At 39.9% G+C, this 18448-nt stretch carries 8 protein-coding genes; all 8 read right to left on the reverse strand.

The window, feature by feature from the left end:
• Window positions 1-314 precede the first annotated feature (314 nt).
• The 8 genes from ACESQI_RS15460 to ACESQI_RS15495 all read right to left on the reverse strand — a co-directional run bounded on the left by ACESQI_RS15460 (window position 315) and on the right by ACESQI_RS15495 (window position 18324).
• Window positions 315-1373 carry a hypothetical protein gene (locus ACESQI_RS15460; RefSeq protein WP_237977116.1) on the reverse strand — a complete coding sequence of 353 codons (1059 nt, stop codon included), beginning with the start codon at window positions 1371-1373 and terminating at the stop codon, window positions 315-317.
• 9 nt (window positions 1374-1382) lie between these two features.
• Window positions 1383-3149: an HSP90 family protein gene (locus ACESQI_RS15465; RefSeq protein WP_223381891.1), complete on the reverse strand. Its 1767-nt coding sequence runs from the start codon at window positions 3147-3149 to the stop codon at window positions 1383-1385.
• 47 nt (window positions 3150-3196) lie between these two features.
• Window positions 3197-5683: a tetratricopeptide repeat protein gene (locus tag ACESQI_RS15470; RefSeq protein ID WP_373126532.1), complete on the reverse strand. Its 2487-nt coding sequence runs from the start codon at window positions 5681-5683 to the stop codon at window positions 3197-3199.
• Between the two features lie 354 nt (window positions 5684-6037).
• Window positions 6038-8503, reverse strand: coding sequence for a glycoside hydrolase N-terminal domain-containing protein (locus ACESQI_RS15475; protein WP_007484141.1), 2466 nt, complete (start codon window positions 8501-8503; stop codon window positions 6038-6040).
• 9 nt (window positions 8504-8512) lie between these two features.
• A complete protein-coding gene (xyl3A, locus tag ACESQI_RS15480; protein WP_234130744.1) occupies window positions 8513-11107 on the reverse strand; it encodes a xylan 1,4-beta-xylosidase in 2595 nt (864 codons plus the stop codon).
• An 88-nt stretch (window positions 11108-11195) separates the two neighbouring features.
• Window positions 11196-12920 carry a hypothetical protein gene (locus ACESQI_RS15485; RefSeq protein WP_007484144.1) on the reverse strand — a complete coding sequence of 575 codons (1725 nt, stop codon included), beginning with the start codon at window positions 12918-12920 and terminating at the stop codon, window positions 11196-11198.
• An 11-nt stretch (window positions 12921-12931) separates the two neighbouring features.
• A complete protein-coding gene (locus ACESQI_RS15490; RefSeq protein WP_007484146.1) occupies window positions 12932-15001 on the reverse strand; it encodes a RagB/SusD family nutrient uptake outer membrane protein in 2070 nt (689 codons plus the stop codon).
• A 26-nt stretch (window positions 15002-15027) separates the two neighbouring features.
• Entirely contained in the window at window positions 15028-18324 is a 3297-nt protein-coding gene (locus ACESQI_RS15495) for a SusC/RagA family TonB-linked outer membrane protein (RefSeq protein ID WP_373126534.1), read from the reverse strand.
• Between the last annotated feature and the right edge of the window lie 124 nt (window positions 18325-18448).

Genomic DNA, 18448 nt, shown 5'->3' on the forward strand with positions numbered 1-18448 from the left:
TCTTTAAATTCATAGATCGTTAATTTATGGAAATTGGATTATAAGACAGCTCTTTTCAACTAAATTGAAGAAGAACCATAAAAGTGTACATTTAACACATACTTAAGTACGTACTCTTGTAATACAAAGAATGCATGTTTTCAATAGCTTGTTAATCAATGCTATAAAGACAGAATTATAACTTGTGGAATGCGTTTAGATATCTTTTCGGGTATTTTCCATAGAGAAGATAATACCTGTTTTGATAATTTGAGATCGAAGGTATTGTAGAAAATAAGAGGATGTGCCGATGTGCATATCGGCACATTATTAAATTAATATTCTAACCTTTCCATATGTCCTTTATTTCCATTGCGTGCGTCATATTGTTGTGCCAGCTCTTTTGCCTGGTTATAGAAATAAGTACGTAATTCTTCCACATTATATATCCCACTATCATTATAGAGTGGGAACTCTTCCGGTAACTCCAGTTTCACTTCCGGGCGTGATTCATATTTCAGGGCTTCGGTCATGTCACAACCAAAACGGTACTTCTTGTATTTACTTGTTCTCAGACTCCAGGGGATACAACGTTCGGCATATTCCCAGCCACGTTGTGGGTTGACCATAAAGTTATAGATAATAAATTGTCCGATATAAAGTAACAGGTATTCGTCTTTTTCCCGCCCTGCCAATGCCTCTTCTGCACGGGCACACATATCGGAAGCTATTTCAGGTTTTCCGGCTTTCTGTGCATAATAAGCGAGTTTAAGAAATGCTCTTAAATTAGCTTCATAACAAGTGACTTGTTTATTAATAAGCGGTTGTGCACGCTGATAGGCTTCGTCAAACCGTCCTGTTTCCAGGTAATAATCTAACAGAAGATTCAGCTCGCAAGCTTCACATATCATGTCATCTAACTTTTCGCTTAGCATTTTGTCTGCATATTCTTTAGCCAGATCATACTGTCGCATTCTGTTGTAATGCAGGAATAAGAGATGATAGTATGCACGGGCCGAATATCCGTTGCGCAACGTGCGGATTTTAAAATCTTCCAGTATGGCATCTATCTGTGATTGGGATACCTCAGGTACGTCGAAAGCTGCTCCGCATATCCACTTATATTTCCAGAGAATATCGTTTTCAGAGATAAGATCTTTATTGTTTTCGTAATCGTCCAGTATACGGGAGAATACGGCTATCTCTTCTTCGGCCTGAGAGAGTAGATTCAGTTCGTAAATCAAGTCCAGACGCATCTCTACTGCCCATTGCGGATCATCATTCTCATCGGCTATGCGGATAGCTTCTTTCAATAAAAGGGCTTTTTCGTGAGGAGACAGGTTACCATTTTCTACTTGTAACAATCTTTTTTGTATTTCAAGGGTATATTTCATAAGGCTTTCTTAATTTAGGAAGTTTATAAAGTCATTCATTTTAGTAGTCATAAGCTCACTGAGTGAATGGTTGAAGAGGGTCATCTCTTCGCTATTTACAGGGTAACGGCCTTGTAACAATGCCTGTACGTAAAGTATATGTATGATGTGCTGAAACAGTTTGTTGTCTCCTTTGATTTTCAGTAATGTTTGTACCATTTCATTGTCGGCATTGAATGTCAGTGTCGGAGGAGTTTGTTTTTGCGCGTTAATAGCACCTAATACGGCTGCCAGTGGATTATTGGCCGCTTTAGTACCGGTTTCTTTTTCTTCGGCAACGAAGATAACAGGAGTATCGGCCGGAGTGAAGTGCTTTAAACGGCAGATGCATCCGAAGGGCTTCAATAACTCGCTGGCTTTCTTCTCAAAATCAATATGTTCTGCACTGGCTTCTACTTCTGCGAACTGTTCGAGCAGGCGGGCGGGAGAGACTTCTTCCAGAGTCAGTTCCGGTAAGAGACGGGCCGATTTTTTCAGCAATGTCTCGTCAAAGGTATAGGCTGCATTGATGACCAACCAACCTTGTGAACCTGCAATACGGCGAACCTGACGAAAATCTTCAATATTACGGGTGTAACGGATAACGTTGTCTGTAGAACGAATATTTCCGAAGTTGCGCATTCCTTTACTTGTTTCAAATGGTAGGTAGTCTATAAAGAGCCGGAGAAGTTCATTGTCTTCTGCTGCAATTGCTTTAATATGAAAGTAGTGTACGTCGAGAATCTTGTTGAACATTTCCCGGTTGTTTTCTATCAGCCCCTTCAGATATTCTTTAATGGCGTTGCCTATCTCTTTTCGTGCATCTTTTAGCAGGTCGTTACTGACAAAAGACTCTCTTGAAGCGGTAGACAACAGGCCGTCAGCATTGATGAGACAACGGATAAAGAAAGCCCAGGGAGGTAACAGGTTACAATCGTCTTCGCTCAACAGCATGCGTTTTAAATAGACTTTATGGGAGTTGCGTACAGAGAATTGGGTACGAAACGGAAGTATATAGAGTACTCCGTTCACTTTACCATTTTCTGTATGAATGCGGAAGACATCGAGAGCAGATGATTGAAATACTTTGGTCCCGTGATCAAGAAGTTCTTTACGGGTGGCTTTGGGATCCAGCCAGATGGGAGCAGGGGTGTTTACCAACTCTTCTTTACCTTGATTATGCAGATAAATAGGGTGGGGCAGTACTTCTCCGTAGTTTTGAAGAATCTTTTTGAAGGTCTCGTATTCAAAGAGATGGCTCCATTCTTTTTTCGGGATCAGAATGACACGTGAACCGATAGGCCATTCTTCAGCGGGAAGGGTGGTCTGATAGGTTCCGTCTACTTTTCCGCACCAGCGAACGGCTTGTTTGCCCATTGCCGAACGACTTTCTACTGTAATCTCATTGGTTACTACAAAACATGACAACAAACCGATACCAAAACGACCAATGTAATCGTCGGCATCGGGAGTCTCTCGTTTGGAGCTTTCACCGATAACGGTCAGAAAACGATATACTTCTTCCTCCTTCAGTCCGATACCGTTGTCCTGGAAAGTCAGTGAACCGTCGTCGTTGAGGTATACATCAATACGTCCGGAATAGTTTTCGTCAATATTGCGCAGGGCGGTAATAGCATCCACGCAGTTTTGAAGCAGTTCGCGGACAAATGTGTTGGGGTTACTATAGATATGTTCCGATAGCAGGGCAATCATCCCCTTTAGATTGACCTGGAATAGATTATTATTTTCGTTCTCCATGATTTTTAGAATTTATGGGATTTATAAGTCATACATCATAAATCTCATCATCTTTTTCTTCTTCCTGTTATTTTTAATGCTTTTTCGTTTCCGTTCTCAGCAGCTTTTTCAAACCATTCCATGGCGATCTCATCATTCTCTTCTACACCATTGCCACTCAGGTAAGCATTTCCCAGCTCAAACTGGGCTTTGTCGCTACCGGCTTCTGCTGCCTTTTGCAACCATTGCAAGCCGTTTTCTGGATTTGGGGTACATCCTTCGCCGTACATTAGCATTTTACCTACATAATAGCAGGCATGAATGTTTTCATTTCCGGCGGCGTCATTGAACCAACGGAAGGCTTCCTGAAGGTTTTGTTTAACGCCTACACCATTATAATGGCAGAGACCGGTGCGGTACATACTCATTGTATTGCCATTGTTTGCGGCAAGGGTGTAGTACTTGAAGGCCTCCGTCTCATTTTCTTCTACTCCGATGCCCATTTCATAGCAGATACCTATTCCTTCATTATAGAATTCCTGTTCTGCCGCCTGTTTGAAATAAGTGAATGCTTTTTCACTTTCATTTAGTTTATCGTAATCGTAGAGATAATATTCTCCCAAGCGGAGCATAGCGAGTGCATTGCCGTTGGCTATTGCTTTTTCGTACCATTCCACTGCTTGTTTGTTATCTTCCAGGCAGGGACCGTAACCGTAGAAATAATAATCACCCATTTTGAACTGGGCATATCCATAGTTTAGTTCGGCGGCTTTGGTCATGTATTCCACTGCTTTATGTGGGTTTTCCTCTACACCGTAACCGTTTTCATATGCTAATCCTAATTCGGTGATACAGCGGGGGTCTTCTTTTTCTTCTCCTTTCTGGTACCAGGCGAGTGCTTTGTCCGGATCTTCTTCTACACCATATCCGTTTTTGTAACAACGCCCCATGGCAAACATGGCATCTGTATCACCGGCTTCGGCAGCTTTGAGGTACCAGGCTGCCCCCTCTTCGGGTTGGGCATCACCTTTTATTCCTTCACTCAGGTAGTAACCCACGCGGTACATGCCATAGGGGTATTCCTGTTCGGCAGCTTTACTGAACAATTCGAATGCCTGTTCATAGTTCTGTTCATTCTCTTGGAGAAAACCTAACTCCACAAGTGCATAAGGAGAACCTTGTGCAGCTGCTTTTTCGTAATACTCTTTAGATTTAGCTTCATCTGTTATTCCGGCATAACCGTTTGCCAAATAGAGGGCGGCCCTGCAATATCCGTCATTGTTCTCCAATGCGGCAGACTTTTCATAATATTCCAGAGCTTTTTCATAATCAGGATTTTCTGAGAGGATACCACGTTCATACATCCATCCGATGCGGTATGCAGCGCTTCCGGAATTCAGTTCGGTAGCTTTCAGTAATAGTTCGTGAGCACGTTCGATATTCTCTTCCACCAGTTCTCCATTAAAATAAACCATGGCGAGACTTTCAATACCCTGTATGTAATTATCTTCCACACATCGTTCGAGACAGTATAATCCACGTTCTACATTCTGATACTCTTCATTATAGAGGTAGATTAATGCAAGCTCATACGTACAATACGACTCACAATAAAGCATCCCTTTTTCCAACCATTCAATAGCTTTGGGGATATCTGTCCAAGGCTCTTCCTGATAGTAATATCCTAAAAAGTTGGCTGCTGACCATACACCGGCTTTCCATGCACCTTCCCATAACTCGAAAGCTTGTTCCTGTGTTTTTCCTAATTCCGGATTTCGAAAATAGAGCGTACCCAGGTTTTTCTGAACATAGAAATTGGGTACTACAGCCAATGCCTTTTCATAATACTCAGCTTGTTCGGCAACTTTTGTTTCGTCATTATCAAGCTCATCGCCGATAATAGCATATATATTGGCACGCATTTTGTCTCCTTCAGGCAGTTCCTTCAGCAACTCTTGGCGGAGTTCCCATGCTTTTTCTTCATGTCCTGCACAATTCTCTATACAAGCTTCATAGAATTTCTTCCAGTGCAGTCCTTCGGGAGTGGTAAGAGTGGCAAAACGACGTTCCCCTTCTGCTTTGTCTGCTTCGCAGTAATAACCCATATATTTCCAAAAGGCAAAAGTGGCTTGTGCATTTTCATCTCCCATATCAGCAGCTTTTTCGTAATAAGGTACTAACTTGCTGGTATCACGCAGACCATAACGTGCTTCGGCATATTGCGAGCCTTTCTGCACAAGTCCTACACCTGCAAACTCACCTACACGATCACAAGTTTCCTGTACTTTCTCCCACCAGAATGTATATTCTTCGTCGTTCAGGTCTACCTCTACATTACAATCATAGGCCTGAAATATGTGGTGAAAGAATTCGGCTATTTGTTTCTCATCTTCTTTACTATCTAATGCATATTCACATACAGCAAGAGCTTCCCACCAATTATCGGGATGCATTAATATATCGTGTGTATATTTGCCAAACCATTCGGTAGCAGGTTTTCCGGACGCTTTGATTTGGTTGAGTAGTTTTTCGAAGTTTTCTTTATTCATTTCCATAATAATTGGGTCTTTGAGGTTTTAGTCGTCGCAATGTACAAATATTATGGGATTAGGGCAAAGAAGAGGATATAATATTTTGTTTGGCTGACTTGTATGTTGAGAATGGGGTAGCAGACGGATCTATTGGGTAGTTGCGGATTGGTTGTAAATAGGACTAAATCAGAGGTTATCTTCTCCTCCGTTTTTGATATTCATATCAAAAAAACGGAGGATGAGAAGTGTTTGTAAAAACAACTCACAGAAAAGAGTGAATTCAAGTTATAACTGTAATGCTTGTTTTATTGTCACACAAAGATGAGTTGATTTTTTATATGGTTGGCTTGTCCGCAGTTATCCTTATAATCTACTTTATTATTTTGCTTTTCTTAATAGGTAGCTTTTCCCGGCTACTGTTTTTATATCATATATATAGTTTTTATTCAATGTGGTTGTATTGATTGGAGCATTGACTGCAATTAGCGGACGGCGTATTGGCTGACTTTTCAACAGTGGATTATCACATTCCGGAGTTTGAGTCACCTCAAGCTTTTCTCCGTTGAATATTAATGGAGTAGTCGTGCAGATACGCAGTGTTCCTCCTATAGATGAAGTGATTCGAACGGATTGCAATTGGTTATCCTCCCAGTTCAATTCATCTATTGTGAATCCGCCACGGCAGCGAAGCCCTGTTATACTTCCTTTTTTCCATACATCGGGTAATGCAGGTAGCAGGTGCACACTACCTGCATGGCTTTGTACAAACATTTCGGATATACCGGCTGTACAACCGAAGTTCCCATCAATTTGGAAAGGAGGATGGGCATCAAAAAGATTAGGGTAAGTTCCTCCGTTTTGTCCTTTCTCGTCAGTAGTAGGATGAAGTTGTTCGGTAATTAGTTTGTAGGCATGATTTCCGTCGAGGAGTCTTGCCCAAAAACAGACTTTCCATCCCATAGACCAGCCAGTGGAATGATCTCCACGTCCTTCAAGCGTACGTTTAGCAGCTTCGAAGAGGATAGGTGTGCGGGGAGTAATCTGACGTCCCGGGTATAATCCCCATAGATGTGAAGTATGACGATGGCGATCTTGAGGATTATCCCAATCTTCCATCCATTCTTGTAATTGCCCCCAGCGTCCTACTTGCATGGGAGCCAGATTTTGGATTACGGTTTGCAGGCTATCTATAAAAGCTGAAGATTCACCTATCAGAGAAGCTGCTTCCAGAGTATTACGGAAGAGGTCGTTTACCATCTGATTATCCATAGTGGCTCCGGCCACTATTGTAAAATCACGTTTACCGTTCACTACTGGACGATTCTCCGGAGAGTAGGAAGGAGATACTACTAACCAGTTGTTTTTGGGGTCACGTATTAAGAAATCAAGATAGAATTCACAAGCACTACGCATGAGAGGATATATTTCTGTGAGATAATCGCGATTGCCGGAGAACAGATAGTGGTCCCATAAATGTTGGCAGAACCAACTATTACAAGTAGGCCAGATGCCATATCCCGGGCCGTCTACCGAACCAGTTGATCGCCAGATATCTGTGTTATGGTGAAGTGTCCATCCACGGCAACCATACATGGCGGCACTCTGTTTACCTTTTTCGGCTACTTCTTTTATGAGTTGCAGGAAGGGTTCGTGCATTTCTGGTAAGTTAGTGGATTCTGCCGGCCAATAGTTCATTTCCACATTGATATCGGTAGTATATTTTCCATCCCACGGAGCACGTAATTGATAGTTCCAGATACCTTGAAGGTTAGCAGCTTGTCCGCCGGGCTGGGAGCTACATATCAGAAGATAGCGCCCGAATTGAAAATAAAGAGCTGCCAGCTGAGGATCAAATGTGGAAGTAAACTCCCGCACTCGTACATCGGTCGGTTTAAAAGATTGTGCATTGCTACCTAAGTCAAGTGAAACACGGTTGAACCATTTTCTGTAAGTAGAGCAATGAGTTTCTTTGGCTTTTTGATAATTCTTTCCAGCATTTTTCAAATAATTCTGTGCTGTTTTTAAAGCATTGCCGGATACATCGTTGTAATTTATAAAATTTGTTCCTATAGATACATACAATGTTACGCTGTTGGCATTACTTATTCGTAACAGAGTGTCGGCAATAGCCTCTGTGTATCCACCGTTATGTTCGACTCGTGTTAAAGTACTAAAACGTACTTTACCTTCAATACCCTCGTGGTCATTGGCTTTTCCATGCAACTGAAGTTCTTTTCGGGAAGATACATTTCGTATTATATCCTTGCCATACGGAGTATTGTATCGTGCTGTAAAAGAGATTTTTCTTTTTTGGGAAGCTGTCAGGCGAATAATAAGTAGTTGATCGGGAAAAGAAGTGAAAGCCTCTCGGGTATAAGTTACTCCTTCAGAGGTAAACTTCGTAGTGACTATTGCTTTCTCTATGTCGAGTTCACGGTAATAATCGGAATAATTATTAACTCCTTCAAAATCAAGATGTAATGAACCTACAGTTTGGTAAGGCATTCCATTGGCTGTTTGTGAACAGATAGCATGTCCACACATTTCTTGTGCTTCTTTATTTCGACCTTCGAATATCAATTGACGAATTCGAGGCAGAGCTTCCTTCGCTTTTGGATTGACATTGTTGTAAGGAGAGCCTCCCCATATACTCTCTTCATTCAATTGAAACTCTTCGTGTAACACGTCACCATAAACCATGGCTCCGATCCGTCCGTTTCCTAATGGCAGAGCCTCCACCCATTGGGTAGCAGGGCGATCATACCATAGTTTCAGATGTTTGTCTTGTGCTTGTATATTGTTAGCTGTTAGAACAATAAAGCAAGTAATCATTAAATTTCTCATATTTCTTTCTTACTGTATTTGTATTTTAGCAGATTGTAAATCTTTCATTCTGGAACTATTTCCATATAATATATTGTACTCTCCTTGAATAGGACGCATTGTATTGGTAGTTGGATCGAACCATTCAAAAGCTACATATGGTAGCTCTATCTTTACCTCCTGCGTTTTTCCTTTGGGTATTTCTACTCTTTTGAATGCACGTAGTGTTTTCACTGGACCTTCTTTGTCGGCTTGTCTTTGAATATAGATTTGTACCACTTCTACTCCATCTCTATCGCCAATGTTTTTAATAGGTATATGGAGTGTAACCTTTTCTCCGGCAGAAAGGCTATTTTTGTTTATATGGATTTTACCGAAGGCAAAGGTAGTATAACTGAGTCCGTAACCGAAAGGAAAAAGAGGTTCTTCCTGCATATAACGGTAGGTACGTCCTTTCATTGAATAGTTTTCAAAGTCTGGAAGTTGATCGATACTTTTATAGAATGTGATAGGAAGTCGTCCGGCGGGATTATAATCACCGAAAAGTACATTTACAATAGCCGTTCCACCTTCCTCACCCGGATACCATGCTTGTAAGATAGCATCACAACTTTTTGTTTCTGGAGTTAGTGCCATAGCTGAGCCGGAAAAATTGACAAGTATAACTTTTTTACCAGCTTCTTTTAAGGCTGCTAATACTTTACGTTGGACAGCTGGAAATTCGATATCTGTTCGATCACCTCCTTTGAATCCGGTGGCAGATACATTCATCTCCTCACCCTCCAATGATGGGGAGATACCTCCTGCAAAGATTATAATATCAATATCCTTGAGTTTTTCGAGTGTGTTGCTTATATTGAGAGGAAGTCCTTCAACTAAGTCGAAGTTGAAATAAGTTTCATCTTTTACTTGCTTAAAATCAATTTTGATTTTATAGCTTTTCCCGGCTTCGGTTTGTAGAGTATATAGATTTTTCGGATTCTTAATATTACCGGTTTTAATGACTTCTTCTCCGTTAATACTTACTCGGATATTTCCGTTCGTTTGAAAACGGAAAATCGCATTTCCCGATTTTTGAGGACGGAACACTGTTTGATAACAACTACTGAATTCTGTTAACTTTATTCCGGGTGCAAATGCTGTAGCTCCTAAAGTAGTGAAACGGAATGGTGTAGAGAGTTGAGTGATAGCATTTGCTTCTCCTTCAAAATCTGGATTGTTCCAATAAGAGGCTAAGAATCCGTGTTTTCCATTGTAACTACATTGATCAAATAAACTGTTGTAAGTAATACTGTCAGTTAGTCCACATACCGGTTCATAAATAAGATGGGAAATTGGTAGTCTCTTTCGAAATGCAGATAACAGAGTACTTGTATGCGATGGTGTTCCATTATAATTACCCCATTGCATTACTGAGTCGTTTGCATTAGGCCCGATTATTGCTATTCGGGCCTGTTTGTCAAGTGGTAGAACTTTTCCTTTGTTTTGTAGGAGTGTCATCGTTTCATGAGCCATTTTTAATGCCAAACACCGGTGCTTAGGGCTGTCGACAATACTATAAGGAAGTGTCCATGGATGAATATTTTCCATTTCTCCAAGTTCAAAACGGGCTTTCAACAATCGTTTTACAGAAACGTTTATTTGTTTTTCAGAAATAATTCCGGCTTTTATGGCCTCTGTAAGCTTTCGGTAATTGCTTCCGCATTCCAGATCAGTTCCATTTAACACGGCTTCAGCGGATGCATGCGCAGCATCTGGGTGAGTGTTGTGTTTTTTTGTTCCCCAAAAGTCTGATATGGCCCCACAATCAGATACGACAATCCCTTTGAATCCCCATTCGTTACGTAAAATTTGTGTCAGCAGGCGATTACTGCCACAACAAGGATCTCCTTCAAAACGATTGTAAGCACACATCACTTCTTTAACGTCAGCTTCCTGTACTAATGTTTTGAATGCCGGAAGATAGGTTTCCCATAGATCTCTTGGAATGATATTTTCGGCATTGAAACTATGCCGGTTCCATTCTGGACCAGAATGAACGGCGAAATGTTTCGCACAAGCATGTAACTTATTATAACGGGCGCTATCTGGACCTTGTAGACCTTTTACTACAGCTACTCCCATGCGGCTTGTCAGATAAGGATCTTCACCATAAGTTTCTTGCCCGCGTCCCCAACGTGGGTCACGAAAAATATTAATATTAGGTGTCCACATAGTTAGTCCTTGATAGCGTTTGTACTGTCCTAATGTGTTGAAGTGTCTGTTTTTGGCTCTTGCCTCATCAGATATAGCATTAAAAACCTCATAAATAAGTGTATCGTCAAAAGATGCTGCCATACCGATGGTTTGCGGGAAGACGGTAGCCAGCCCGGCACGTGCTACACCATGTAAGGCTTCATTCCACCATTCGTATGGTTTAATTCCTAACCGGAGAATGCCAGGTGAGTTGTTTTGCATTAATGATACCTTTTCTTCTATAGTGAGACGTTGTAATAGGTCGGTAGCTCTTTGTTCAGGAGTCAAATTGGGATCTTGATAAGGTAATTGGGAATAGGTAGTGGCGGTTAAACCAATAATGATAGTTAATGTTGCTGTTCGTAAAATATGAGTAAATGTATATTTCATGATTTGTTTTTTCTATAAATTTAGGTGATAAAGAAGAAAGGGAGCAGATCACCAATCTACTCCCTTTCTTGTTACGGGTACTTAAATTCTATTTTCTCCATTTGAGGGCTCCTGATGAGGATATACCATCAAAGGTGAAATTAAACATATAGTTTTCTTCTTCCGCGGTTGGGGCAGTGAATAAACCTTTTTCGTCTGTAGCTATGGTAATAAGCCCATCTAAAGGATAAGTTAGAGCTTTATCTCCTACTTTAGTCCATTCAAAATTTGTACGATAAGAGTTTTTTACTCCGGCTGTTCCATCTGTTCCATTAAGGAAGATAGAGCCTTTACCTGCAACGTACGGAGTAATTACAGAACCATCTGCTGCTGTTGCCTGCATCGAAGGTCCGAATACTGTATTTTCGACGATTAAAGAAACGGTATTGCTTCCCATACGGAACAGGGCCCAGTCTGCTTTATCAGTTCTGTCTACCGGAGCATAACAAAATGTACAATCGCTAACAGTCAGTGTAGGTGAATTCTTGCTAGAACGTAAGTCGCATAATTGTACGATATTGGTAATAGTACAGTTAATAAAATCAATTTCATCCATTGTGGCAGCAGCTTTATTGTTGGTCGTGACAACGGCTTGGTCACCAATACCATTGATGGTGCAACTGTTAAATAATACTCTGTTTATACCATCTTCACCTTGGAGACGTGCAATAGCACGATATCCTTCAATGCGACAGTTTTTGAAGGTGAGTTCTCCTACCATCGATTTACTACCGTTTACATTATATACTTGTCGGCCTCCAAACCCTTTATCTGTCCATTCAGCTATAGGTAATTCGTTTGCTTTATCACTAATGAAGTCAATATCGGTGAATGAAAGTTTTGCTATATTCGCTCCACTTTCTGATTGCATTGCTCCACTTTGTACAATAATCGCATTACCTTCGAGAGATAAACCAGTAATGAAGTTAACTGATTTTTTGAATTTTAGCGGAGTATCACTACTTGTTTTGTATTGGTATCCTCCTTGAAGAACAACGGTCAATCCTTCTGTTTCATCTAATTTTGCTTTCACTTCTTCTGAAATTAGAATGTTAGGATCATCATAACCGCGTAAGTCTATATACATTCCTTCTCCATATTTCTCATCGAAATTTTCGGATTCTCGAGTGGTAAAGTTCAATTTTCCTTCATAGTTGGCTCTAATCAGTTCTTCTCCCGAATATGCTGTTAAGGTATAGGCAGTATTGGGTTTCAAACCGTAAATAACCTTTTGTCCGGAAGCATATTCTTCGTCGGTAATAGAAACGATGATTGGTTCACCTTCAATCTCTGTTGGAGTGATTTCTAGCGCTGTAATTTGATTTCCCCCACTTGACCAGGTAGGTAGGGCAGCAATATCAATTGTACGGATACTAACTAATTTTGTAGGGTATACTACACTGATTGCTTTTGTCTCATAATATTCAGATTGGAGTTCTGAACCGATAGCTTTGATCTTAACACCATACTTCTCATCCCATTCTACTCCTTCGAAAGTATAAGGAGAAGTAGAAGTAGTGGCTTCGTCATATTTCGTGCCGATCAATGTACCGTCTTCGTTTTCTCCTGTCATTTTAAAGAGTATGATTTCATAGGAGGAGGCACCTTTTATATTATCCCAGGTAACAACTATATTATTATTTTGTGATTCAATAGTGGCCACAGGTCTGAATAGGCGGGGAGTCGTTCCCAGATCATCATCGTTACAGCTTGCTAAGCCTGCTCCAATGAGCAGACTTAATACAATATATTTGAAATATTTAATCGCTTTCATATCGTTCTTTTTTATTTATTACGGATTCCATATCCATCGTTAGACAAAACTCCTGCACTGTTAGAAACCTTAGATGAAGGGATAGGCATAACGTAAGGAGCCGGTTTGTTCACCAAAGAAGAAAGATCTTCTGTTCCATTGATTAATACTCCATCGGTAATCCCATAGAAACTATACAATGCACTTTCTAATACCGTACCTTTTTTTATGTCATTACCATTTTCGTCTTGTCCGTAAGGTTTATTAGTTGTTGGGTCAGTAGATGATGAAGAGATAAACTTTTTAGCAAAATCTATACGATACATTTTATCTTTTGCACTGGTAAATCCTGATTTAATCTCGTCATCCTTGATTGTTTCTGCGCTCTTATAAGGTTCAACTTTTGCATCACGTGCCGTGAAGATATCATTGTCAAACTTTAACATTCCATTCTCGAATTGAAAGTAAAGGGAGTTGGCCACACCAGTATCTGCTATTTCCAAATCTTTGTTGTATATAAATTCTCCGTTAGCTTCTTCCAATTGTTGGGCGTTCTTCCCTTCTTCAATCATCCATTCAATAGTCTGTACAGCTGCTTTAGCGTATTCATTCCAACGTATAAGGTCGAATTTACGGATACATTCACCTCCAAGTTCCCATGCACGTTCGTTTATGATCGCCTGCTTGAAATCGTTGTAGGATGTTAGTTGATTAATGTACTCATCAACTTTCTGAGATTTACTTTCTGCATTTGCAAATGCACGTTCGCGTACCCGTTTCAACATTTGCTTAGCTTCGTCTGTCGGCCCATTGTTAATTTCGTTGTCAGCTTCGGCAAGTAATAACAGTACATCTGCATAACGAAGTACTGGCCAGTTAACCCCTGTATTTTTAGTTGCACTAGAGGTAGTCATATCCATACGACACCATTTACCAATAGTAATACCAGTAGGATCACATGCATTTTGCGTATTATCTCCTAAGAATTTATAATTAGCGCAAGTTACTGCAAGACGTTGGTCTTCTTTATCGAATGAACAAGCATATTTAGGAGAAAGGCCTACTTGAATAGTTGTTGTACCTTTACTACCTCCTGTTACGGTAACACCTATACACCAAGCAACATCGCCACCACCATTCTGAACAAAACCATTTTCGTAAAGAACATCACCATTAGCACTGCTGGATGAGTTTATTTGATTATAAAAGATACTTTTGAAATCATTAGTCAGAGCACGGTCCTTTTCTTTGATTAATTTGCGGCAATAGGCTTGTGCCAACTTATAGAAATCATCACTGGCACTTGCAGTCTGTTTAACGCCATTTTCGTCTGTATAGGTAACAGGAGTGATTTGGCCGTCTATAGTACAACGGCTCATAGTGCCATCTGCTTGCATAGAATATCCGGCACGGAACATTGCTAATTTAGCTATAAAGCCCATAGCAAACTCACGGTTCATTAGTTCTACACCATTCTCGAGTTTATCTGCCCATTTCATTGAACCTTCTACATTAATAAGATCCTGAATGATATGAGAATAAATAATATTCTTGTCTACACGAGGGGTATTGTTGTTTTCTCCATATTTAGAAGGAGTGATGGAGAAGGGGACATCTGCCCAAAAATTACAAAGCAGAAAATAACGATAGGCACGCAAACAATAAGCTTCACCCAATAATTGACTCATTTCTGCATTTCCATTTTTATACATGTCACTGGCCTCTATTCCTTCTATTACTTGATTGGCGAAGTCAATAGCATTGTAGTTGTGCTCCCAACAATTTTTGATGTCATTAAAATCTCCGGCGTTTAATGCCCAAATACCACGACGGTCATTATGAGCAATCGCTTGTGCTTTGCTAACAAAGAACATCTCGACGTCGGTATTCTGCATCCAGGCGTTAGACATACGGGAGGTATATGTATCTTCACAGAAGAATGAATAAATATGGTTAACCATTTTACGGGCGTCCGTAGGGTTTGAACACAGATACTCTTGGGAATCATTTGATAGAGTTTCCGTATCAAGGAAGTCGTTGCATGAAGTACTCAGGAACATTGTACTTATTATAGCTGCAATATATAATAGTCGCTTTTTCATTTTATAATAATGTTAATTGAAAATGATTAGAATGTAATGTTAACACCCGCTGTCCACGAGAAAGCCTTAGGATAGGCTGAATAATCAGCACCTGGAGTAATACCACTTGTTTTACTATTACGGATAGAAGAATTGACTTCTGGGTCATATCCGCTATAGTTGGTCCAAGTCCATACATTATTTAATGTACAATAAAGACGTAATTGACTACAAGCAAATTTTTTTGTCCATTCTTTAGGTAAGGTATATCCTAATGTTAGGTTTTGCAAACGTAGATAGGAACCGTCCTCTATAGCCCATGAAGTAACTAATGGATTTCCGTCCGGAATTGTCAAAGGAGACCAGTAACTTTTGTTTTCATTCATCGATTTTAATGTTTCATAATCAGTTACTATTTCACCCGATGTACGATCTAAGTATGTCCAGGCAGAACCAGCGCCCATATATTCACGTAGATTGGCGTAAGTTGTTCGGTAGGATTGTGTACTTGCAATTTTGTCCATATTATAGATCTGATTACCGTATACCCAGTTAAACATAACTGATAAATCTAAACCTTTCCAAGTTGCATTAAGACCAAAACCACCTGTATGTTTAGGAGCAGTACGACCAATGATCTGACGATCATTTTTGTCTATGTCACCGCTTTTATCAAGATCTTTTAGTTTCATAGCGCCGGGACGTACTCCAGCATTTGATCCAGATAGATAACTATTGTTAGGTATTCCTTCTTTTAGTATAAAATTACCTTTATTATCGAACTGGAATTGAGTTCTACCATTTGCATCAGTGTAGGTCACGAAATCATCTACTCCATAAATTCCATCATAAACGAAACCATAAACCAATCCTAATGGCTCACCTACTATTACGCGATAATCGTCTTGTTCTTTGGTATCTGATGAAAAACCACCTGAGTTGTAGGACATTTCGTTTGTACCGGCTAATTTGTCAACCTTGTTTCTGTTGATACCAATATTGAAATTGGCAGATAACATGAAGTCTTTTGTTTGAATAATGGTTGCATTTAAACTTAGTTCGACACCACGATTTGAAGTTTGGCCTATGTTTTCTTGTACGCTGGAGTATCCCGGAGCTACAATTTGTCTCTCAACTAACAAATCTTTTGTTGTATTCCAATAGAAATCCAGTGTACCTGATATCCGTTCGTGTAAAAATCCAAAATCTAAACCGCCATTTCGTGTGATTGTCGTTTCCCATTTCAGGTTAGGATTGGCCATTTGCGAATTGGCAAGCGTGTAGTGAGGATTTAGGTAACCTCCGGCTCCATAATATTTGGATGATGAATATGCCTTATAAAGTGTTTCGTACATACCACTACCAATACGGTTGTTTCCAGCTTGCCCATAGCTGAAGCGAAGCTTTAAGTTCGATAACCAATTTTGGGTTGGTTCCATAAATTCCTCTTGACTAATTCGCCATGCGAGGGCGGTAGCGGGAAATATACCCCAACGATTGCCTCTTATGAATTTGCTGGAACCATCCGCACGTACAGTAACAGTTGCTAAATATCTGTCTTTATAGCCATAATTTAAACGACCGAAGAAAGAAGCTGTTTTATCAGGTTGTCCCAATGTACTACTGATAGTTCTTGAACCTGTCTCACCAGAATTGGATGCCATACTTGCAAACATTTTCTCTGGAGTAATTTCGCTTTGGAAATATTTTCCGACCATGGTGTTAGATTCGTTATTACTTACTACAATTTCTTGTCCGACCATTAAATCAACGTCATGTATTTGATTGAACGAATGTTTCCAGTTTATTGTATTGGTAATACGGTATTTATAAGTGTCTTTTTTATTCCATTCGCCCATTGGCAACTTATTACCATCCTGAATAGCTTTACTACTTTTTGCACCATACCAGTCTTTTTGTTGGAAAAATGTATAATCATATCCTCCTTCAAGACGGTAAGTAAGACCTTTCAGAATATTCCAAGTTACGCCTCCTGTAAAGTTGAAACGTCGTTCTTGTTTTCTTCTCCAATATTGATCTACTTTTTCTTGTAAAGTCATTGTATCATTTTGGTATTGTTCGAGCTCTTCGTCACTCATGTCACTTGTATCTACATCTGTGAAATCATAGAAACCGTTAACTGGTGCTTTCATCAAAGCATCGTAAGAACGGATCTTATAAGTACCACCACCTGTACCTACGCCTTTAACAGTAGTGTCAGATATACGCGTACCGAAATCAAGTTTTAAACCTTTGGTAATTTCGTGATTTAACTTGAAATTCAGATTAAAACGGTTATAACCGTTGTCTTTCATCAAACTACCATCATTAATGTAAGTACCGCTTAATGAGAATTTAGTTTTGTCATTGCCACCAGTTATACTGATATTGTGCGATTGTGATAAGTCGGGATGACCGAACATTTCATCTTGATAATCGGCTGCTTCTTGGTATTTATAAAGGTCAAGGTCTCCAAACGCTCCAAAACGTTTCTCAAAACTTGAAATACTGTTTCTCATAGCAGCTTTTTCGTAGTTGAACATTACGAATTCGTAAGGATTCATTACATCGATTTTTCTTAATAGCTTTTTGCCTTGAATGTATCCATTATAAGAAACTTGAGTCTTTCCTCCTTTTGCACTTTTGGTTGTAATTAATACTACACCGTTTGCACCTTGTGAACCATAGATGGCAGTTGAAGAAGCATCTTTTAGTACTGTGATGTCTTGAATATCTCCCGGAGCTACGTCACTAATACTCGATACAGGGAATCCGTCTACGATGTACAAAGGAGAGTTATCTCCGGTGATTGACCCCCCACCGCGTACGCGGATAATCATTTCTGCATCGGGAGAACCGTCTGATGTTGTAATTTGTACACCAGCCAGACGACCGGTTAATGCTTGTGCTGCAGAACTTACAGGAATCTTGGCAAGTTCACTACCTTGTACGGTACTGACAGAACCAGTTAAATCTTTTTTCTTAACACTTCCGTAGCCGATAACTACCACTTCATCAAGGGATTGGGCGTCATCATACAATATCACATTAATTGAATTTTGTCCTTTGACTGCAACATCTTGAGTTTTCATACCTATGTAAGATATGATAACATTAGCTTTGGAAGGAACTTTTAGGCTGAAATTACCATCCAAGTCGGTAATAGTACCATTGGAAGTATTTCCTTTTTCTACGACAGAAGCACCGATTATAGGTTCACCGGTCGCATCTTTCACATTACCTTTGAGAGTAATCGTTTGCGCGGAAACGCTGAGCGATAGAGCTGCAAATAACATAAGCAGCACGATTCGCATGTTTTTCACTTGGTTAGACATTCTTTGCATGTTTACTTTTAGTTTATTAAAATGATTGTTTTTCTTAGTTACACCCATGTAGAGTGTTAATTGATCGCTACAAAAGTATACGGATGTGAACTATGAGATGTGCAATATTTGTTTTTAGGGTGGT

Origin of the sequence: Bacteroides sp. HPS0048 (genome assembly GCF_964240755.1) — a bacterium.
GTDB classification, from domain to species: Bacteria; Bacteroidota; Bacteroidia; order Bacteroidales; family Bacteroidaceae; genus Bacteroides; species Bacteroides nordii.

Excerpts from the sequence above, each read along its gene's own strand:
- ACESQI_RS15485 (WP_007484144.1), bottom strand. The coding sequence starts at position 12,920 with ATGAAAGCGATTAAATATTTCAAATATATTGTATTAAGTCTGCTCATT.
- ACESQI_RS15460 (WP_237977116.1), bottom strand. The coding sequence starts at position 1,373 with ATGAAATATACCCTTGAAATACAAAAAAGATTGTTACAAGTAGAAAAT.
- ACESQI_RS15495 (WP_373126534.1), bottom strand. The coding sequence starts at position 18,324 with ATGCAAAGAATGTCTAACCAAGTGAAAAACATGCGAATCGTGCTGCTT.
- ACESQI_RS15465 (WP_223381891.1), bottom strand. The coding sequence starts at position 3,149 with ATGGAGAACGAAAATAATAATCTATTCCAGGTCAATCTAAAGGGGATG.
- xyl3A (WP_234130744.1), bottom strand. The coding sequence starts at position 11,107 with ATGAAATATACATTTACTCATATTTTACGAACAGCAACATTAACTATC.
- ACESQI_RS15475 (WP_007484141.1), bottom strand. The coding sequence starts at position 8,503 with ATGAGAAATTTAATGATTACTTGCTTTATTGTTCTAACAGCTAACAAT.
- ACESQI_RS15470 (WP_373126532.1), bottom strand. The coding sequence starts at position 5,683 with ATGGAAATGAATAAAGAAAACTTCGAAAAACTACTCAACCAAATCAAA.
- ACESQI_RS15490 (WP_007484146.1), bottom strand. The coding sequence starts at position 15,001 with ATGAAAAAGCGACTATTATATATTGCAGCTATAATAAGTACAATGTTC.